Annotated in this window: 19 protein-coding genes and 1 riboswitch; of the genes, 3 read left to right on the forward strand and 16 right to left on the reverse strand. The window is 31.2% G+C overall.

Annotated elements, in window-relative coordinates:
* Window positions 1-307 precede the first annotated feature (307 nt).
* The 8 genes from ABMA45_RS03100 to ABMA45_RS03135 all read right to left on the reverse strand — a co-directional run bounded on the left by ABMA45_RS03100 (window position 308) and on the right by ABMA45_RS03135 (window position 9,748).
* Window positions 308-1,009: a FadR/GntR family transcriptional regulator gene (locus tag ABMA45_RS03100; protein WP_022088421.1), complete on the reverse strand. Its 702-nt coding sequence runs from the start codon at window positions 1,007-1,009 to the stop codon at window positions 308-310.
* Between the two features lie 186 nt (window positions 1,010-1,195).
* Window positions 1,196-2,383, reverse strand: a complete 1,188-nt coding sequence (gene metK, locus ABMA45_RS03105) for a methionine adenosyltransferase (RefSeq protein ID WP_022088422.1) — start codon at window positions 2,381-2,383, stop codon at window positions 1,196-1,198.
* Window positions 2,384-2,497: 114 nt separating this feature from the next.
* A riboswitch (SAM riboswitch) is annotated at window positions 2,498-2,594 on the reverse strand.
* A 196-nt stretch (window positions 2,595-2,790) separates the two neighbouring features.
* Entirely contained in the window at window positions 2,791-3,255 is a 465-nt protein-coding gene (rpiB, locus tag ABMA45_RS03110) for a ribose 5-phosphate isomerase B (protein WP_022088423.1), read from the reverse strand.
* A gap of 235 nt (window positions 3,256-3,490) precedes the next feature.
* Window positions 3,491-4,357 carry an ABC transporter ATP-binding protein gene (locus ABMA45_RS03115; protein WP_022088424.1) on the reverse strand — a complete coding sequence of 289 codons (867 nt, stop codon included), beginning with the start codon at window positions 4,355-4,357 and terminating at the stop codon, window positions 3,491-3,493.
* A gap of 14 nt (window positions 4,358-4,371) precedes the next feature.
* Window positions 4,372-6,495: an ABC transporter permease gene (locus ABMA45_RS03120; RefSeq protein ID WP_022088425.1), complete on the reverse strand. Its 2,124-nt coding sequence runs from the start codon at window positions 6,493-6,495 to the stop codon at window positions 4,372-4,374.
* A complete protein-coding gene (locus ABMA45_RS03125) occupies window positions 6,492-7,805 on the reverse strand; it encodes a hypothetical protein (protein ID WP_022088426.1) in 1,314 nt (437 codons plus the stop codon). Before ABMA45_RS03125 ends, ABMA45_RS03120 begins: the two co-directional genes overlap by 4 nt.
* Window positions 7,802-9,499 carry an ABC transporter substrate-binding protein gene (locus tag ABMA45_RS03130; RefSeq protein ID WP_022088427.1) on the reverse strand — a complete coding sequence of 566 codons (1,698 nt, stop codon included), beginning with the start codon at window positions 9,497-9,499 and terminating at the stop codon, window positions 7,802-7,804. The genes ABMA45_RS03125 and ABMA45_RS03130 overlap by 4 nt, the downstream gene beginning before the upstream one ends.
* A gap of 108 nt (window positions 9,500-9,607) precedes the next feature.
* Complete coding sequence (locus tag ABMA45_RS03135; RefSeq protein WP_022088428.1) at window positions 9,608-9,748, reverse strand: hypothetical protein; 141 nt, start codon at window positions 9,746-9,748, stop codon at window positions 9,608-9,610.
* A gap of 231 nt (window positions 9,749-9,979) precedes the next feature.
* Between ABMA45_RS03135 and ABMA45_RS03140 the strand changes: the two genes are divergently transcribed.
* Together ABMA45_RS03140 and ABMA45_RS03145 are read left to right on the forward strand one after the other, a co-directional pair.
* Window positions 9,980-11,287, forward strand: a complete 1,308-nt coding sequence (locus ABMA45_RS03140) for a sensor histidine kinase (RefSeq protein WP_022088429.1) — start codon at window positions 9,980-9,982, stop codon at window positions 11,285-11,287.
* An 89-nt stretch (window positions 11,288-11,376) separates the two neighbouring features.
* A complete protein-coding gene (locus ABMA45_RS03145; protein ID WP_022088430.1) occupies window positions 11,377-12,084 on the forward strand; it encodes a LytR/AlgR family response regulator transcription factor in 708 nt (235 codons plus the stop codon).
* Between the two features lie 232 nt (window positions 12,085-12,316).
* On the opposite strand, the gene ABMA45_RS03150 is transcribed toward ABMA45_RS03145, so the two are convergent.
* The 5 genes from ABMA45_RS03150 to ABMA45_RS03170 all read right to left on the reverse strand — a co-directional run bounded on the left by ABMA45_RS03150 (window position 12,317) and on the right by ABMA45_RS03170 (window position 17,713).
* Complete coding sequence (locus ABMA45_RS03150) at window positions 12,317-12,739, reverse strand: flavodoxin (protein WP_022088431.1); 423 nt, start codon at window positions 12,737-12,739, stop codon at window positions 12,317-12,319.
* A gap of 134 nt (window positions 12,740-12,873) precedes the next feature.
* On the reverse strand, window positions 12,874-13,455 hold the full coding sequence (locus ABMA45_RS03155) for a DUF3793 family protein (protein ID WP_022088432.1): 582 nt from the start codon (window positions 13,453-13,455) through the stop codon (window positions 12,874-12,876).
* A gap of 395 nt (window positions 13,456-13,850) precedes the next feature.
* On the reverse strand, window positions 13,851-15,263 hold the full coding sequence (gene pyk / locus ABMA45_RS03160) for a pyruvate kinase (protein ID WP_022088433.1): 1,413 nt from the start codon (window positions 15,261-15,263) through the stop codon (window positions 13,851-13,853).
* Between the two features lie 404 nt (window positions 15,264-15,667).
* Window positions 15,668-16,267, reverse strand: coding sequence for a DUF4352 domain-containing protein (locus ABMA45_RS03165; RefSeq protein ID WP_022088434.1), 600 nt, complete (start codon window positions 16,265-16,267; stop codon window positions 15,668-15,670).
* Window positions 16,268-16,633: 366 nt separating this feature from the next.
* A complete protein-coding gene (locus ABMA45_RS03170; protein WP_022088435.1) occupies window positions 16,634-17,713 on the reverse strand; it encodes a serine/threonine-protein kinase in 1,080 nt (359 codons plus the stop codon).
* Between the two features lie 87 nt (window positions 17,714-17,800).
* Here ABMA45_RS03170 and ABMA45_RS03175 point away from each other — a divergent pair, with 87 nt between their 5' ends.
* Window positions 17,801-18,253: a hypothetical protein gene (locus ABMA45_RS03175; RefSeq protein WP_022088436.1), complete on the forward strand. Its 453-nt coding sequence runs from the start codon at window positions 17,801-17,803 to the stop codon at window positions 18,251-18,253.
* 127 nt (window positions 18,254-18,380) lie between these two features.
* Here the strand turns inward: ABMA45_RS03175 and cysK are convergent, their stop codons facing one another.
* The 3 genes from cysK to ABMA45_RS03190 form a co-directional block, all read right to left on the reverse strand.
* Entirely contained in the window at window positions 18,381-19,310 is a 930-nt protein-coding gene (gene cysK / locus ABMA45_RS03180) for a cysteine synthase A (RefSeq protein ID WP_022088437.1), read from the reverse strand.
* A gap of 230 nt (window positions 19,311-19,540) precedes the next feature.
* Window positions 19,541-20,848, reverse strand: coding sequence for an O-acetylhomoserine aminocarboxypropyltransferase/cysteine synthase family protein (locus ABMA45_RS03185; RefSeq protein ID WP_022088438.1), 1,308 nt, complete (start codon window positions 20,846-20,848; stop codon window positions 19,541-19,543).
* A gap of 403 nt (window positions 20,849-21,251) precedes the next feature.
* On the reverse strand, window positions 21,252-21,476 hold the full coding sequence (locus ABMA45_RS03190; RefSeq protein WP_022088439.1) for a hypothetical protein: 225 nt from the start codon (window positions 21,474-21,476) through the stop codon (window positions 21,252-21,254).
* Window positions 21,477-21,497 lie beyond the last annotated feature (21 nt).

Genomic DNA, 21,497 nt, shown 5'->3' on the forward strand with positions numbered 1-21,497 from the left:
TAATGAAAGGTTACAATCTTCCTGATAAAATATTCTTGCTGTTTCCATAATATTTTATGCCTCCTATTTAATTAATCTCATTTATAAAAATGTTTATTTTTTTCTTATAGTTTTGTATTATATCGCTCGCGTTGTCTTATGTCAATAGTGTTGTCTGTTTTCTTCATAAAAATTTTTATGCAAACTTTTTATGTCTGTCTTGTAAATCTAAATTCTCCCCCCAATTTATTATGCTATTTTGCAAATTTTTACGGCAATTTCTTACGCTTTTACAATAATGGGTACTGCTTTGTTTTAAATCATTTAGTTAAGCCTTGTTATTACCCTGATTTTTATTTATTTCTAACTGGTCAATAGCATGCATGATATGCACCCGCATTGCACTTCTGGCACCTTCTGCATTTCTATTTTTCATAAATTCCATAATCATTCTATGCTCTGATATAACCTGCTCTACAGGAATATGCTCTGTTTCATACAAATAAACACCTTTTTCAATTGACTGATGCAGTACAGGCTCTAGTTGATTTATAAATTCATTATGAGTTGCATTTGCAATGGAGCAGTGGAACATCATTTCTTTATGTGTATAATCTATGCCTTTTAAAAGCAGTTCTTCTATTTCTTTACCTATGGCAAATATTCTTTCTAGTTCTCTATCTGATGCCCTTATGGTCGCATAATACGCTATCTCCGGTTCAAATATAAGACGCATTTCATAAAGGTCATCTATATCAACCTTTGCTGAAGCCGTATCTTCAAGACCTGCTACCATTTTAGGAGTGTAATCTTCTCTTATAAATGTTCCTTTTCCCCTCTTTATTTCCAATACATTTCTTGCTACTAAAATACGTATTGCTTCTCTTAAGGTAATTCTACTTACTCCAAGTTCTTCAGATAACTGAAGTTCATTTGGAAGTTTATCACCGGGATTATATTTTTTTTCAACTTTTATCATCGACATTATTGTCTCTGCAACATCATCCGATAATCTTTTATTTTTTCCCATAATAATCTCCATTCAAAAAACCACATAGCCATATTGTTTTTTGGCCATGTGGTTTATAATTCAAAATATAATATACAGGTTCAAAAACACCTAAATTATAGTTATGTTTTTATTTCGATATAATTTAATCCCTTTGCCTTATCAGGTCTCAAGTTGGGGGCCTTTGACCCCAACATCTTAACATATCTATAAGTATTTCTTTAATACATCAACTTTGTCTAATTTTTCCCATGGAAGGTCAAGGTCAGTACGTCCAAAGTGACCATAAGCTGCTGTCTGCTTGTAAATCGGTCTTCTCAAATCTAACATCTTGATAATTCCTGCCGGTCTTAAATCAAAATTCTCTCTAATGATATCTACTAACTTATCATCATGAATCTTTCCTGTTCCAAATGTATCAACCATTATTGAAGTTGGCTGTGCAACACCAATTGCGTATGATAACTGAATTTCGCATTTTTCAGCAATTCCTGCTGCTACAATATTTTTAGCTACATATCTTGCTGCATAAGCTGCTGAACGGTCTACCTTTGTGCAGTCCTTACCTGAGAAAGCTCCGCCGCCGTGACGTGCATATCCACCATAAGTATCAACAATGATTTTTCTTCCTGTAAGTCCGCTGTCACCATGTGGTCCACCGATTACAAAACGTCCTGTAGGATTGATAAAATATTTTGTATCCTCGTCTAACATTTCCTTAGGAAGTACCGGTTCAAATACATATTTCTTTATGTCTTCATGAATCTGTTCCTGTGTAACATCTGGATTATGCTGTGTTGATAATACTACTGCTTCAATTCTTGCAGGCTTATCATTTTCGTCATATTCTACTGTTACCTGACTCTTTCCGTCCGGTCTAAGATATGTTAGCACTCCATCTTTTCTTACTTTTGTAAGCTGTTTTGTTAATTTGTGAGCTAATGAAATTGGAAGTGGCATTAATTCTTCTGTTTCATTTGATGCGAAACCAAACATCATACCCTGATCTCCTGCACCAATTGCTTCAATTTCTTCATCACTCATCTTATTTTCTTTTGCTTCTAATGCTTTATCAACACCCATTGCGATATCTGTTGACTGTTCATCTAATGCAACTATAACACCACATGTATCTGCATCAAAGCCATATTTTGCTCTGTCGTATCCAATCTCTCTTACTGTATCTCTAACTGTTTTCTGAATATCAACATAACCTTTTGTTGTAATTTCACCCATAACTAAAACAAGACCTGTTGTAATTGATGTTTCACATGCTACTCGGCTCATAGGGTCCTGTCTCATTAACTCATCCAATATTGCATCTGAAATCTGGTCACAGATTTTATCAGGATGTCCTTCAGTTACTGATTCTGATGTAAATAATCTCTTCTCCATCATCGTTCTCCTTTTCTTAAGCTTTATCTAATTTATCTTTTAGCAGATTTATCCAAAATTTCATAAAAGAAAATCCACTGTTTTAAACAGTGGATTTGAAATCAAGGTTTTCAAATCTTATTGATCGATTGCTCGCTCAGGTGGGCACCTTCCATATAGGGGTTGCCGTGGCATCACAGATCCTTGTATCTCCGCCAACTCTGAATAAGATAAATTAATCATTTATTTAACTAACAAAAGTAGAATAATACATTCATTTCTTTCCGTCAACCATTATTTTATGAACGCCATATAAATTCCATATAAAATATGAACCATTTTTTTAATAATCTATATATAAAATTGCACTTCTTAACCGGTATCTACATATACATTATAAAATATTATTCCACTTTATTTCACAAATATTATTTGCTGTATTTTTCTTCTATTTCTGTAATCATCTTTACTCTGTTCTCATGTCTGCCGCCTTCAAATTCAGCTCCAAAGAATTCGTCAAGAATCATTTTTGCCAACTCATCTCCTACTACTCTTGCGCCAAATGCAATTATATTAGCATCGTTATGCATTTTTGTAAGTTTAGCTGAATATGGGTCACTACATACTGCTGCTCTAACACCCGGAACTTTATTAGCAGCCATTGAAATACCGATTCCTGTTCCACACATTAAAACGCCGTAATCTACTTCGCCATTTACAACTGCTTCGCCAACTTCCATTCCCTTCTTAGGGTAATCGCATTTAATGATTTCTCCATTTTCATCATAATTTGTACCGTAATCTACACATTCATAGCCTTTTTCTTTCATGTAAGCTATCATCTTATCTTTTAAATCTACTGCTGCATGATCGCATCCAAAACCAATCTTCATAATTTGTACCAACCTTTTCTTTTTATGTTTACTAAATTTATAAGTTTTATTCTACCATAAGTAAGTTTTATCATAAGTATTCTGTGTGACTGTTACCAAAATTTTGTAGTCTAATTTTAATTAGCTGATTCTTACTTATTTTAATATATTACTTATTCAAATGAAACCTTTTTAATAATACATCATATTCAGTTATTTTCAATCATTTTGGCAGATATTTGCTAAAAATACATGTCTATCTGTCTCCAAATATATGCAAATATAAATCTTCTAATGTTGGTGAAGCCTTTTTTGCATTGTCCACATCCGGAATCCCATCACATAAAAAACGCACCCTAATCTTTGCATATTCTTTTGACAAACTTGTAACTGTATATTTGTTCATAATTGAATTTACATCCTGTTCATTGATTTCTGCTTCATATACAACATCTTCAATACCTTTTAACAGATTTTCAGGAGTATCTTTTTTTCTAAGTATTCCGTTATCTAAAATTAATACTTCTTTTGCGATAAATTCAATATCTGAAACAACATGAGTTGCAATAATTACAATCTTATTAAACCCAATCTGAGATATCAGATTTCTGATTCTAATTCTCTCCTTTGGGTCAAGTCCTGCCGTTGGCTCATCTAAAATAAGAATCTTTGGGTCATTTAATATAGCCTGTGCAATTAATGCTCTTTGTTTCATGCCCCCTGAAAAGGATTTTAATTTTTTATTTTTAACATCATACAAATTAACAAATTTAAGAACTTCTTCTATTCGTTTTTTTGCCTCTGTTTTTTTTAATCCTTTTAATCCTGCAATATAATCAAGAAATTCTGCTACGGTAAAGCTATCATATACTCCCTGTTGCTGTGGCATGTATCCTATAAGATTTCTATAATCTTTGCCCATGCTTATTGTTTCTTTTCCATTATATAAAATTTCTCCACTGCTTCTGTCTATGGCATCTACTAAAATATTCATAAATGTAGATTTACCTGCACCATTAGGTCCTAATAAACCATATATTCCTTCTGTAAATTTACACGAGAATTTATTTAGTGCTTTTTTGTCACCATACTTTTTCGAAAGATTATTTATTTCTAAAATCATAGTTTATCCCTTTTCTATAAAATTTTTCTTTTAGTATAGTTCTTAAGATTTTTAAAATTCATAATAAAAACTGCTACTATAATAATTGCTAAATTAATCCATTCCACTACAGTTGCTTTTGTAAAATAATCGCTCATGTTTACTACCGGAATAAACATAATCTTATTCATAAATTCAACTCCCAGCATATATAGCACAACCGGCATAACTATAATTCCCATAGATATTACTACATTTTTGATGTAATCAGGAGAAAAATCCGATATTCCCACTACAAGCAAACCTAGTAAAATTATACCCATGCATTTACACAAATAAATTAAAATCAAAGCTGCAAGAATTGATATATGTAATGGAAAATGTTGCAACTGTGATAGACTCTGTGCAGGTGCCGCAAATCCGTTTGGCTTATATGCTTTTAACAAAATAACAAGCCACGGAATAGTTTCAATACACCATAAAACAACCGAAATTAAGATTGCGTTTAAATATTTATTTCTAATTAATTTGCTTCTTCCATAATATGTAGTATCCAAAAGTTTCTGCATTTCTTTCTGCCTGTCATAAGTAAATATTGGCACTACACAAAATACTGCAATGATAAATAAAATCAGGAAACTAATATCCTTATCGTATATTGTTACATCACCAAATATGTAACCGAATACTAAATCATTGGTAAACCAGCCTTCAATATTCTGCTTTTCCTTCAGTTCTTTAAGATAATCATTTTTCTCCTGAACTTTTTGGAAATCATCGTATGGCATCATCTGTGCATTATATTCCTGACTTGCCATAACATATACCTGATTATCAACCTCACCATTTATGTATTTTTCCGTAAGTTCGTCATATCCTGCCTGAATCTCATCATATCTTTTCTGTTCAGTATCAAGATACTCCTGACTCTTTTTATCCGGAACTCCATATACTTTTGAAATATAATTTGCATAGCATTTATCATGATAATCCATTTTAGTATTATCATTGCTCAAAAAATATCCCTGAATCACAACAAGTATTATGACAAAGAAAGCAACTTTATTAACTGCAAATATTTTCTTTTTCTCATAACTAAGTATTCCTTTTGATTTTATGCCTATGTTTTTCTGTCCTTTAGCAATTCTTAAATGCGGAAACTTTATTACTCTTTTCGTTGTAAACGAATACATTGCAAAGACTATTGATGCCGACAGATAAACTGCCATTATTATTAATGTCCACTTAAACAATTCAAAAGGATGTTGTAAAATATTTATATTTATGTATTTTGCCATAAACGATTTAGTATTTAATAAGGTAACAGGGCTTAACATTTTAAATACAGCCGTACTCATATTCCACTCAATACTATTAGTTATAAGTAATGAAACTGCCATGCTTATAAGAATTATCCCATAAGTAACCGTTTCATTTTTTACAAGCGATATTATTCCTATAACTACAATTCCTATAATGCAGACAGCTATCCATTTAACCATGAAATATATAATCATATACTGCCATATCTGCATTGGCAGGGCAAATTCATAAAATCCACGCACTGACTGAATCGGTACATTCATTCCGCTAAGTCCATACTTAATATATAACTGAACAAATTTAATTCCATATACAATTATTATTGCAATTGCTGACGTTATGGATAATGCCACCATCTTGTTCACAATTAAATTCAACCGTCCGTTCCTGCAGGATTTTAATAAATCTAACATTCCTTTTTTTATTTCCTGACTTACTAATATAAGTGCAATCTGAACGACCATTACAAAAAGTATTATGTCCGTAAGTCCGAATTCTGTTATCTTCTCAATCACCCTATAGTTACCATATACCGGTTTCACATTTTTTACGGCTTCATATGCCTTAACCGTTCTTTTAGCATTGCTTAATTGAAATTTATTGTTTTTAGAAAACAATACAATGCTTTGCATATTTGTGCCATCCTCTTTTATCTTAATAAGATATTTACCGTAATTGTCAATCTTATTCTTCTGTAACTTATCCTGTGCAGCAATCTGTTCCTTCGTTTCTATTTCTGCCCTCGTTTCATAAAGAACATTAACTATACACAAACTTATTAATAACGCTATAATTATTTTAGAGAATACTATTTTCTTTAATTCTTTTATTATCATTTCTTTATTTTTAACCCAATCATCTCTCCTTGTGAAAATGACGATACAGAACTATTATTATCTGATTCGTCATCCACAAAATCACTCAAATACCCATACAGATATTTATTGCCTGCTGCCTGTAACGCCAATATTTTTTTATCCATATCATAATCAGGCTTTATATCTGTCCATTTATGTTTGTCCGTATCATAGCATCTGTATTCCGGAGGGATACTCTTATCTTCTGCATCCGGAGCCCCAAGTTCTTTATCTTTATCATACTGTGTTTTTACAATATATATTTTATTATTTACATATGAATATGACATACGATATGCATTATCCAACTCCTTACTTGTGCCTTTCTTCTTATCATATTCATATAAAGTGAATTGTTCACCATAGCACGTTAAATAGTAATAATAATTTTTATTAATTCCTATTAAATAAAAATCATAAAATCCCTTTACATCCTCCATTCCTTCATAGGTCATGTTATAATTGAAATCCATTTTTTCAACATCACCATTTTTTATATCTACACAATAATAATCACTATGTTCGTCAAATTTTTCTATTTCTTCTGCATAAGGGTTAGCACATGAAGTAAGCCATTCTGTATATTTACTCCATGTTTTGAACTCGGAATCATATACATTTTTATTCTGATATCTAATTCCAAGATATATCCTGTTTCCACTCTTCGCCTTTGAAAAACATGATATGTTAGCTTTGTTTCCAAAGTCAGTCAATTTTTTCTGTTCCCCTGTTTTTATATCGACTTCATATAATTCCGATGTCTCAGAAGCAACCATGACCATTCCATTATCATCGGCCTCACCATCTTCACTAGAATAACTTGTAAGATAGATTTTACCGTCAATAAACAAAGCTTCCTGATCATCTGTAGAAAAATCTAAAGTTGCAATTTTCTTTTTATTACTTCCATCAACATTACTTTTGTAAAGTGTAGTTCCACCTACATCTAAAAAATAATAAAGGTCATTTTCATATATGAATGCATACGCCACTTTTCCCTCCATTATTGCATTACAAGTAATTTGTTCCCCGGCAACATATTCATGATTACAATTTGCAAGTCCGCATGCAACAACAGTCGAATCTGTCTTTGGATTGTACACTTTAATACACGAATATCCTGTACTCATATCATATCCGGAAAGAGTTACCATATCCTCACCATAAGATGCATCTGGTTTTATCACTTCCACCGTACTAACCTTTTCATTTGTCTGTGCCTTCTCATTTCCACAGCCTGTTATAAATAACGACAATAGACCGACCATTAAAAAAATGTATTTTCTCATTTGCTCAACCCCTTATTCATTTCTAATCTTTGTTTATTTATTTCCGATACTATTTCATCTGCTCCGGCCTCTTTTAGTTTTCTGTCAAAATCATTCCAAGCCTCTTCAAAACTTCCATATTCATCGCTAAATAACTTCGGAACATCATTAACTTCTCCCAAAAACTCTCTTTCTATCTTTCGAATTGCTACTACTTTCTCTTTATAAGCTGATAAATCAAAATAATAACCTTCTATGCCTATATCTATTTTTGCATCTTTCATAGATTCTTTTGCCAATTGTCGGTCCTTATCATCTGTATCATTTATAAGATACTGATTCGCCATATTACCTGCTCCATCTGATGTATACAAATCTGTGATTTTGGGAGTATAACTCTTTACTTCATATCCGGCAGACTCTGTTCCATTCACCATTATTTCTGACAGCATCTTATCACTACATATTGTAGCCATTGCTTCTAGAGCTTTCTCTTTGTTATTAGATTTACTACATACTCCATTAATCGTTGACCATCCTCCGATATCTGTTGTATATCTTTTTATCATAGGTACAGCCTCCATATTCTGACTGGCATCCCAACGTGTATGGAAATCCATTGTTTTCTTTCCTGCTGTTGTCATGCAACTGCTTTCTAAAAAACTATTAACAGTCACATCACCCAAAATGTCTGTTGTACTATAGTAATATTTTTTGTCTTTTATACCGTTAATACAGCTATATCCCTGCTGATACATTTCATATAGCGCTTCATAATCTTTTCTTACTTTTTTGCTATCAGTAATCGTTATGACATTTTCATCATTAGTATTTGCATCTACGCCTACGCACTCTAACCAAAATACCGGAGCACTGTCATAATTATCAAAATAAAAATTAGGTTCTATAAAGTTTAATTCATATTGATTCAAATAACTCGTTGTAATACTATATTTATAATCACTTTCCCAACCTTTTAATTTATTTAACACAGGAATAATATCACTTAGAGATTTTCCCTCAACATCACTTTTTTTAATTCCATATTTATCAGCCACATCTTTGTTGTATATGTAATAATTTGTTTCGCTTGAAAAAACATTTGTCTTAAATCCATAAAATGTTCCATTGTAAAGACTTAGATTATACAATCCTGACGGATATGCCTTTGTGAGTTTTTGATATGCATCTGTATTGCTGTATTTATCCAAATCTTCATATATGCCATTAAAAACCATTTTCTGACTTGAATTGTCTGTTACATCATTACATCCTACCGATGTTATTATGTCTGGTGGATTATCTCCATTAATCACATCAAGTACATATTCTAATGTCATATTTTCTAATGCCACAGGCATAAAATAAATAACATAATCCGCACCATTTTCCACCAAGTAATCATTCACTGCAACCATCTGTTCATCCGAATATCTATGCTCAGTTTTGCCATTCCATACTTGTGGTTCAGCATACATATAGCTTAAAATTGTCTTATCCGGATATCTTTCCTCAAGAAATTCCTTAGACAATTCAATATGTTCATCTGCATTCTCATTTTGTAATGAAGTTTCTTCCTTAGCAGATATTACTGTTTCTTTTTGTGTTGCATTCAGAAAATCTCTTGCACTGTCGTTTTCTGTATTATTATTGTTACATCCTGAGAGTATTATTGCTGAAGATAACAGCAATATTTTTAGACATTTACTTCTCATCTCGCACCCCCTGTTATAAGATATCAATATTATTCTTCCCTTTAATACATTATACTGCATAAAATTGTTTTGCGGTATTTTATTTTAAGTATATAGAGGTGTATCAGCTCAATATGTCGTTGCTAATGCCCTAGTTTTATTATTTTGAAACACTGTACTTCCTCCACATACATTCGCAGCTGAAACACTACATACATTAGACACTAAAAGTGTAGTCGCTGTTAATAAACATATAATTTTTTTCTTCATTAATTCATATCTCCTTTCGTAATTTTGTCAACTCAATATTAATATTTTGCTAACATTATATAGCTTCAATGATTGTAAATAATATAACTAAATATATTTTCTTTTTCCATATTTTTTTGCATGAAACGACAAAAAACTATTGTTTTTGGTCATTTCATTTTGTTTTTTTTTATTTTATTGTATACTATTTGTAAATTATTTATAAATTATGCAATGCAAGGGGGTTATATTATGAAAACAACATTACTATATTTATTTATTTATATTATAGAAGCTTTAATATTATGGTCATACTCATCTAATTTATTTCACTCAAGATACTCTAAAAAAATAGAGTTTATAGGTTTGTTTACTGGATACGGATTTCTATTTTTACTTGCATTCATAAAAGTCGTTTGGATTAATTTACTTTTTTTTCTGCTTATTAATTTTATTTTTTTTATTATATTTTATAAACTTAAATGGAACCTTTGTCTTCTACATTCTATGGTTTTAGCCTGTCTTATGAGTCTTAGCGAACTGACAATCACAGGATTATTCTCGCAGTTTAATAGCGTTGTACTTTATAACAGTTATGATTTTTTATTGCTAGTTATTCTTACCATTTTTAGCAAAATTTTTTACTATATAGGAATTAGAATTATTATTACGTTAATGCATGGTATAATAAGCGAGAACGGACATATTAATAGAGCAACAATCCTGCTTAATATAATACCTCTAATTTCACTTTATATTATTTTAATAATGACTGCTGGGATTTTAAGTACAAAAGTACCATCAGGTTTTAAGCCTTTATTATCATCCTGTGCAATTTTGTTATTTGTTATAAATATATTGGTTATGTATATTTACTATTATACACAGCAAAAATCTCATGAACTTATAAACCTTCAAATTCAATTACAAAAAGAATATGATATGGCAGAATACTACAAAACTTTATTCAAACAAGATGAAAGTCAGAAAATCCTGATTCACGATATTCGAAAGCATTTTATGTCCATTGCAAACTTAAATGAACAAAATGAGCAGGATAAGATTCGGCAATATCTTGATACTATTTTAAATTCATCTGATTTGCAGACTTCGGTTCACATTTCTGATAACGAATTGTTAAATTACATTATATGTCACTATATACAATTATGTAAAAACAAAAATATTAACTTAAAAGTTGATGTTCGAAAAAAAATGCTCCAACATTTGGACTATTCTGAGCTTACAGCTTTGTTTTGCAATCTGTTAGACAACGCCATAGAAGCATGTATTAATATTCAGGATTCCTATATTGATTTAAGCATCACTTCAAATGAAATTAATCATATAACTATAATTAATATCGTTAACACCTGTAATACTATTCCGACTTTTAATAAATCCGGAATGCCTATTTCAAACAAAAATAACAAATTAAAGCATGGCTTTGGATTAAAAAGTGTAGAACGAATTATTAATAAATATAACGGAAATATAAAAATGTATTTTAACAATAAAAAAATGACCTTTCATACAGTCATAACTATGGAAGACTGCTAACACATAAGAATATAAAATTATTGAATTATATTTAATTCCTATTGTATAACTATTAACAACATTCAAATTTATAAGAAGGGGAATTTACAATGCGAATTTTAATTTGTGATGATGACTTAGAAATGTCTATGCAACTCAAAGAGATTTTACAATGCTTTTTTAGCACAAGTTCTTTAAATATACCTGAGATTACGATTTATAATAATGGTACTGATTTACTTTTAGATTCCGGTGAAAAAGATATTGTCTTTTTAGACATAGAATTACCTGATGTAAGTGGTATCTACGTTGGCAATGAGCTAAAAAAAACAAATTCAAATACCATTATATTTATTGTAACTTCTTATTCCCAATATTTAGATGATGCAATGCGTTTTCATGTATTCCGATATCTTTCAAAGCCTCTGGATAAGCAAAGAATTTTTAGAAATATGAAAGACGCAATAAACTTATACACTTCTTCCGTTACAAAAATTCCAATAGAAACGAAAACTGAAGTATTTACAGTATTAACATCCGACATTGTTTGTATCGAAGCACAGGGAAGAAAAATAACTATTCATACTACCACTGGAGATTACGACTCTATACATAACATGCACTATTGGACAGATACTTTAAATATGCCATGTTTTTTTACTTCACATAGAAGTTTTATTGTTAATTTAAGATACGTTTCTAACTTTGATCATTCACTAATATATTTGTATGGCAATAAAATACGTGCTTATTTAACAAAAAGAAAATACACACAGTTTAAAGATGCATACATGCTATATTTAGAAAGCACACGATAATTTATTGTTTCGCTTTTTTACACAAAAATATAGTTTTATAAACTTGTCATATATAAACAAAACGCCGGCAAATTTTCTTTGCCGGCACTCTTATTATGTTAGTAGAATTTATTATGATTTTGCTTTACTATTCTCCATTTTTAGGAGTAGCTATCAAATTATCATGCGAATTGCTTTCTTAGGCTAATTTACATTTAAAATTATTTTTTTGTATATAATTTTGCTTTTTAAATTATACTAATGCAGCTCCAAGGGCCTTGCATGCTGCAAGAGCTTCTTCATCCGGCATTTCATTTGCAATAACACTATCTGTTGCAAGTTTTATTCCTGATGCTGAACAGTCCGCTTCCCAATTTTCCATCCATTCTCCGGTTCCCCAGCCATAAGAGCCAAATAATGCGACTTTCTTTCCCGGTAATTCAGGTTTGCATTCATCAAACATTGGTGCGAATTCGCTTTCTTCCAAAACTTCATCTCCCATTGCAGGACAACCAAATGCAATTCCATCATACTCTTTTACTTTTGCTGCGCCAAAATCTGCTGCTGAAATTAATTCAGCTTCAGCACCTGCTTCTTTTATTCCTTCAACTACAGCTGTTGCCATCGTTGATGTGTTACCTGTTCCAGTCCAAAATACTACTGCGATTTTACTCATTTGTTAAAATCCTCCTTATTTATATTTGCTTATGATTATTCATAAGTTTTTTATTATATGATGCTATTATCAGTATTTAACTGACCAATCATTAAACTCTACGCATTATCACAATCATGCATCATTATATTTATTTAAGCTGCAACTGTTAATTGCATAACACTTCGTCCATTAATCCAAAGCTTCATATAAATATCTCTGCATTTCTTGTATTTGCGAAATGTCTTTTCCGCCTCTTCTTCATTGCAATATACTTTCCAATAACCTGTACATTTGCAATTGCACCCATGATTTTCAATAAAGCCTTTTACATCACCTATCGGATATTCTAAAAATATTCCTATTTCATGTGGAAACTGATTTAACTTTTCAAATTTCTTCTTTAACTGGAGTATTATGTTTTCGCAATTAACGCCTCCGACAATTTCATTGTCATCAATCAAATATCCATGATTTAATAAGAAACTTCTTATTTCATCCCTGTTTAATATTTTTTCCAAATCTGCTCTTCTGTAAACATATATAAGGGCTTTATTCACTCCCACGTTTTCTGACAAAATGTCAAATGTAATACCTTTTCTCTTCATTTTTGAATTCCAATAAGTCACTCTTACATGAAGCTCTTTTAGTGATTTATATGTATATGTAAATAGGCTTGCTGCCTTAATAGACGCTAACGTTGGAGAACAATGCTCTATTAACTCCTGTTCAAACATATTGCCTACCTCCCAAACATTTTAATTCCTGCCTTTAGTTAGTTGTAACTAACCTGTAGGTCAAAAAAATTACGGGCTTTATCATTCATAAGTCGTGTTTCATTGGAGGTAGAAACTTACTTATGACCTAAACACTTTCGTGTTGCATTATGCCCGATTTTATAGGTGCAGTTAGTTGTTAAAACTTTGCGTTAGTCTTAACTAACTACAATATACTTTACATTCTTTTGTTTGTCAATATAAATTTATAGAAATAATCTTTTTAGTAACAATTAATCTAATTAAACATACAATGCAATGTCTAAAAAAGAACTGCAAATAAAAGTATTCACAATTATTCGCAGTTCCTCTTTAATTTAAATTTTTCTAATTATTCATCTTTCAAAATCAGCTAATTAAATTCTTTCAACTTTAATTAAGTTTGTATTACCTGATGTGCCATTTGTATATCCACCTGTAATTACGATTCTGTCATCTTTTTCTAAGCCAAGTACTTCTTTAGCTGTTTTCTTAGCTGTGTAGAATAAAACTTCTGTAGAATCAAATTCTTCTACCATAATAGGTGTTACACCCCATGATAAAGCTAATTTTCTCCATGTCTTCTCATTTGTTGTAAGACCTACAATATCAACCGGTGAACGGAATCTTGAAATCATTCTTGCTGTCATACCTGATAATGTACATACAGCAATTCCTTTTGCCTTAATATCAATGGCCATACCACATGTTGCATGTGAAATAGCATCTATTTCATTTCTAATCTGGAAATCAAAATTTCTAAATCTCTTATCATAATGGATACTCTGTTCTGTTCTTTCAGCAATCTTAGCCATTACTTCTACAGCTTTTACCGGGTATTTTCCTGCTGCAGTTTCTCCTGATAACATAATTGCACTTGTTCCATCGTAAACAGCATTAGCAACGTCTGATATTTCAGCTCTTGTAGGTCTGATATTTGTAATCATTGACTCTAACATTTCTGTTGCTGTAATAACTCGTTTACCAAGCATACGACACTTAGTAATCAAATGCTTCTGAATTGCTGGAAGCTCTTCGTATGCAATTTCAACACCCATGTCACCACGGCCAATCATAATGCCTTCACAGGCTTCGCAAATTTCTTCAATATTATCTACACCTGCCTGATTTTCAATCTTTGCAATGAGGTCGATATCTTCACCGTCATTTTCTTTCAAAAACTGCTTTACATCTAATAAATCCTGCTTCTGTGATACAAATGAGCATGCAATATAAGCAACTTCATTTTTAATACCAAATAATATATCCTGCTTATCCTGTTCACTCAAATATTTCTGTTTTAATACTTTATTAGGGAAGCTCATGCTCTTTCTGTCTGATAAAACACCACCTACTGTAACTTCTGTGATAATGTTGTTTCCCTTAATTTCTTTTACGACAAATTCCATTAAACCATTATTTAATAAAATTCTGTCCCCTACATTTAAATCCTTGTTCAAATTCTTATAAGATACAGAGACTATTGTCTGGTCGCCTTCTACTTCATCAGTTGTAAAAGTAAATGGGGCTCCAGCCTTTAATTCAATCTTTCCGTCTTTAAATGTTCTAATTCTATATTCTGGTCCCTTTGTATCTAACATAACCGCTATAGGAAGATTTAATTTTGTTCTAACTTTTTTAATTATATCAATTTTTTTCTGCTGTTCTTCGTGTGTGCCATGTGAAAAATTGAGACGCGCAACGTTCATTCCTGCTTTACACATATCTGTAATGATTTTCTCGTCTGTAGATGCCGGTCCTATTGTACATACAATCTTTGTTTTACGCATTATTATTCTCCTTATACGCTTAATTTACTTAATCTGAATCTTCTAAACCAAGGATAGATATTTGTGAAACTATATTTGAAATATCATACCAAATACATTCTATCTAACCCCATTTATAATACAAATATCCTTTATTTATTTCAACTGTTTTTTCCTATTTAAAAGAAAAATACACTTTTTAGCATCAAATACTTTATTTTTAAAACTAAAAAGGAAAAAATCCTTTAAGTATAGGTTGTGCCATTTTAGAAAAAATATCCATTTTCTAAGCAAATCACCTTAACTTAAAGGACTTTATGTTTTTGCAAATATTTTATTGTCGAGATATATTCAACTGATATGCAATCTATTGTTTATTTTGCTCTCAATTTTTTATATTATCCGTATTTGCATTTTTATTTCACTTACTGATATACAAAAATTATCTTATCAGATGTAAGGAAATTTATATCATATTCTATCTTTATTTCTTTTGCATCTTTAGGTACTTCAAAAAATATCTTTCCTTTTGTTTTTCTTCCCTTTGAAAGAGTTGCATCTAAACTTTCCTGATCAAAATCATAATATGATTTGCAATCATATCCATCTGCATAACACGAAAAATCACCTGTAGAAATGTATTCATTATCATCTGATATATTTTCAAATTCAAATGTAGCATATATTATTTTGTTTCCCTTTGCCGGTTCTGAATATTCACTATAATCAGTAAATTCACCACAATCCAAAAAAGAGACTTTCAAACTTTTAGTTTCAACTACATCACCTTTTGCAAACTCAGTCTGTACTGACTCTTCCTGTTTATCATTTTTAGAATCAGCATCGTCTTTATTTTCATCATTAGAATCTTTCTTTTTGTCATCTGTCTGTGACACTTTTTTAGGGTTTGAATCAGTTCCTGATTTATCTGAATCTCCTGAGTTCCCCCCTGCTGCTGCAATTATGATTACTACAATTACTATTGCTGCTATCCACCATTTTTTCTTCTTTTTCTCGCCTGCCATAATTTTCCTGGTATGATGTATTTAAATTTAAACACACCTATACTCTCCTCCTTCTAAAATGTTATTTCTAACCGGATTAATTTTTGAAATCAAAATTTATTTCGTAAATACTGAAAATATAATCAATAAACTTATGACTACTTTAAGTTTCTGAAATCAATTTTTTTCAAATCCGTGTCTGATTTACAACTATTTTATAGGATTTGTGGAAATATTTGGTATGCTGTCAGCATACAATTATTAAATTGTAAATTTGCATTAATTTATTAAATTTCGTGGATAGTTTTATATGTATATTTAATTGCAATTTGCAAACTAAGCAAACAAAACTAAGCTTAAAGTGACCTTACATTTATAACTTACAATTTATATAATTATCAATGCAACAACTATTAATAATACGAGAATTGTAACCGGATAAATTGCAAATCCAATCAATCTTATCAACATATTTTTTTCTTTTACAATCGGAAGTCCGTCTCTTATTCCTCTCCAATTAAAGTAAATTGCTACTGTAACTAATTCTGTTATTAGCATAATTATCTTGAACACTATATCTTCTTTTGTCTTAACAACCGGATTAGAACTACTTGACTCCATCGCCATTGCAAGACTAATCATACTTGCATATCCTGCCAATGCAATTAACATATTAGCAATCTTTCCGCTTCTAAATCCAGGTGGCAAAAATGACTGTTTTATTTTTTCATCAGTTTCATTACACTGAAAACTAATTCTTTCGCCCAATTTATTATTTAATGCCTGCTCTAACTTTTCTATATTTTTATATCTTTTTTCAGGGTCTATAGATGTACATTTATCTATTATTCTTTTAAGACTCTTTGTTTCTTTATCAGGATACTCATCAACCATGAGTATATTTTTCATTAGCATTCCTATCGAATAAATATCTGACCTGCAATCCGTCTGTGCAAAACCACACTGTTCAGGTGATGCATATCCTTGTGTTCCCATTATTACTGTATCAACACTTTGATTTTCGTCATATTCCCTTGAAATGTTAAAATCTACAAGATATACAACATCATCATTTGAAACTATAATATTTGTTGGTTTTATGTCTCTGTGAATAATAGGCGGATTCATATTATGTAACTGTTTTAAAATATTACACAACTGTTCCATGATTTTTTTTACTGTTTCCACATCAGTTTTATTATATTTTTTGTCCAAAGTCAGTCCATGTATATATTCTTCTATAATAATAAGTTCTTTCTCATCTTCTATAATTTCATATACTTTTGGAATTCCTTTGATTTGCCTGTTTTTCAAAATTTTATATATTTCTATATTATAATTTTTCAAAGTCTTTTTAATGTATATTCCATCGTTTACAGTATTTTTTACTAATTTCACATTTTCATGTTTTCCCATATCGGACAGTTCTTCGTAAATTGACAAAATATATTTTTCTCTGTTAGTCATATTGATTTCCCTTTACATTTTTAATAAACTGATGTAGTTAATATTATACACTATTTTTGATTATCGTAAAAGAAAGGACGTTTTAATTTGAACAAATCAGACATAAAAAATTTATCAGAGAAACCTACTGATGATCTTTTAAAGATATTAAAATCTGCTAACAATCAAAAGGATTTAAAATCATATATTTCATCAAATTTAGATGAAGAACTGAGCCTTGACGAATATTTGGGAAATAAACTTACTGAGAAAGGGATTTCTAAAAGCCAGGCAATTAAGAATTCAAATCTCGATAGAACTTATGGTTATGAAATTTTTAAAGGTCAAAAGGTTATCGGACGTGAAAAACTAATCGCACTTTGCATTGGAATAGGTCTGAATCTTACTGAAACGCAGCGTGCTCTTACTATTGGCAAACAAAAAATCTTATATGCAAAGGATGCAAGAGATTCTATTATTATTTTTTCCATCAATAATAATTACTCAATCATGGAAACAAATGAATTATTGTTTGAAGAGAATTTTGAACCTATAAAATAATAGTTACAGAAACGGTTCTAAACTTTACTCAAGACCTGATAAATAGCGCAGAAAGCAATATAATACACAAGACTCCCAACCTGTTACGGCTGAGAGTCTTTGTGTTGTTATTATATATACATAATTCCTACTGGAATAATGGAGTTGAATAGTATCTATCACCACTATCAGGTAATAGAACTACAACATTCTTTCCTTTGTATTCAGGACGTTTTGCTACCTGAACTGCTGCATAAAGTGCTGCTCCTGATGAAATACCTACTAATACACCTTCTTTAGCTGCAATTTTCTTTCCATATTCAAATGCAACTTCATTTGGTACTGCAATAATTTCATCATATACTTTTGTATTCAATGTATTTGGTACAAATCCTGCTCCAATACCCTGAATCTTATGTGGTCCTGATTCACCTTTAGATAAAACAGGTGATGTTTCAGGTTCTACAGCGATTACCTTAACGTTAGGATTCTGTTTCTTTAAATATTCGCCTACACCTGTAATTGTTCCGCCTGTACCTACACCTGCAACAAATACATCTACGTTTCCATCTGTGTCTTCCCAGATTTCAGGTCCTGTTGTTTTTCTATGTGCTTCAGGGTTAGCCTGATTTTCAAACTGTGCCGGAATAAAGCTGTTTTCGATTTCTTCTGCTAATTCATTTGCCTTAGCTATAGCACCTTTCATTCCCTTAGCGCCATCTGTAAGAACAATCTCAGCTCCATATGCTTTAATAATGTTACGTCTTTCAATACTCATTGTCTCAGGCATTACGATAATGCTCTTATATCCTTTAGTTGTTGCAATTGCAGCTAAGCCGATACCTGTATTACCTGATGTTGGTTCAATAATTGTTGAACCTGGTTTTAATTTTCCTGTACGTTCAGCGTCTTCAATCATTTCTTTTGCAATTCTATCCTTTACGCTTCCTGCCGGATTGAAGTTTTCAAGTTTTGCTAAAATCTTTGCTTCAACACCTTCAGTTTCTTCAATCTGTGTAAATTCAACTAATGGTGTATTTCCAACTAATTCTAAAGTTCCCTTATATATCTTTCCCATAATAATCCTTCTTTCTTTTCTTGCGGGTTCCGTTGTCTTTTTACGCTTAATGCGGGTTTTGCGGGTTCCGTTTTATTTTTATTACAAATTTTATTATACTACAATATTTTTCAATTCATATATTATATTATATATATTGGTATCAAAATTCTCCAACTTTGATGCCTCCGGATTGTTCCGTGCTACGCACTCCCACAATCCTACCCAATATTTGCATATCGCGGGTATCATTATTTCACTGCTTTAAATGCTTCTTCTAAATCTTCAATAATATCATCAATATTTTCTGTACCGATTGATAATCTGATTGTGTTTGGTTTGATTCCTGAACCTAAAAGTTCTTCTTCTGTCATTTGTGAATGAGTTGTTGATGCAGGATGAATAACTAATGATTTAACATCTGCTACATTTGCCAACAATGAGAATAATTCAAGATTATCAATGAAATCTTTTGCCTTCTGTGCATCACCTTTAATTTCAAATGTAAAGATTGAACCACCACCGTTAGGAAAGTATTTCTTGTAAAGTGCCTGCTGTTCAGGGTCCTTTGATACTGATGGATGATTTACATTTTCAACCTGTGGATGATTATTCAAATATTCTACAACCTTTAATGCATTCTGAACATGTCTTTCAACTCTAAGTGATAATGTTTCTAATCCCTGTAAGAAAATGAATGCATGAAATGGTGAAATTGTTGCACCTGTATCACGAAGTAAAATAGCTCTGATTTTTGTTACAAATGCTGCAGGTCCTACTGCCTTTGTAAAGCTTACACCATGATAACTTGGATTTGGTTCAACTAATGAAGCGAACTTTCCTGTTGCTTCCCAATCAAATTTACCACTATCAACGATTACACCACCGATTGTTGTTCCATGTCCGCCGATGAATTTTGTTGCTGAATGAACAACGATGTCTGCACCATATTCAATTGGTCTTACAAGATATGGTGTTGCAAATGTATTATCGATTACTAATGGAATCTTATGTGCATGTGCAATATTTGCAATCTTTTCAATATCTACTACGTCTGAATTTGGATTTCCAAGTGTTTCAATAAATACAGCCTTTGTGTTTTCCTTAATTGCTGATTCAATTTCTTCATAATTAAATGGATCAACAAATGTTGTTGTAATTCCGTATGATGGAAGTGTGTGTGCTAAAAGGTTGTATGTACCACCGTAAATGTTCTTTGCTGCAACGATGTGGTCACCGTTCTGTGCAAGGTTTTCAATTGTATATGAAATTGCTGCTGAACCTGATGCAACTGCTAATGCTGCTACACCACCTTCAAGTGCTGCAATCCTCTGTTCAAAAACATCTTCTGTAGGATTTGTAAGTCTTCCGTAAATATTTCCTGCATCTGTTAATCCAAATCTTGCCGCTGCATGGTCGCAATTTTTAAATACATATGATGATGTCTGATAAATTGGAACTGCTCTTGCATCTGTAACCGGATCCGGATTTTCCTGTCCTACGTGTAACTGTAATGTTTCAAATTTTAAATTTCTTTCTGCTCTTGTTTTCTTTGCCATAATGTTTACTCCTTATCTTTCCTTAAGTATTAATTATGTATACTACTTCCCAAATAATTTTCTCTACTTAATAACAACAACACATTCGATCATCTTTTGGAATATAGTATGTTCCTTGTACAAAACTTACCATGTTTTATCCTCGCTTTCAATTTCATAGTTTTCATAGTAGAACGCTATGATTTATCAACTGATGCTATAATATCCTACTTTTCATAGTATGTCAATAGGAATTAAGGTTTTTTTTAAATTCTTTTTATATAAAATTAATTACGGATGACTCTCAAATTTTGAAAATCATCCGTAATTATACTTTTTCATTTTAAATTTTATTCATTTTGCTATAAATTTTTACGGATAACTCTGCGATACGCACTATGTTTCCGTAATATTCCACTATCGCTTACTCATCAATTGCATCTGTATTTGGAATGTCTACACATTCAGGATTCTTTACTGTTCCTTTTGCCCATGCGCTTCCAACATCACAACGACCATGATGATGAACTTCTCTTACTTCACCGTCTTTTACGCCATCAGATACATTTAAATTAATTCTGCTTGTCCCTGCTGCTACTTTTCCATCTAACATATTAATAATATTTTCAATATCTTTTTCGCTTGCCATATTTTTTTCCTCCAAATAAAA

The organism is Eubacterium sp. CAG:156 (genome assembly GCF_000434315.1).
GTDB classification, from domain to species: domain Bacteria; phylum Bacillota; class Clostridia; order Lachnospirales; family Lachnospiraceae; genus Eubacterium_U; species Eubacterium_U album.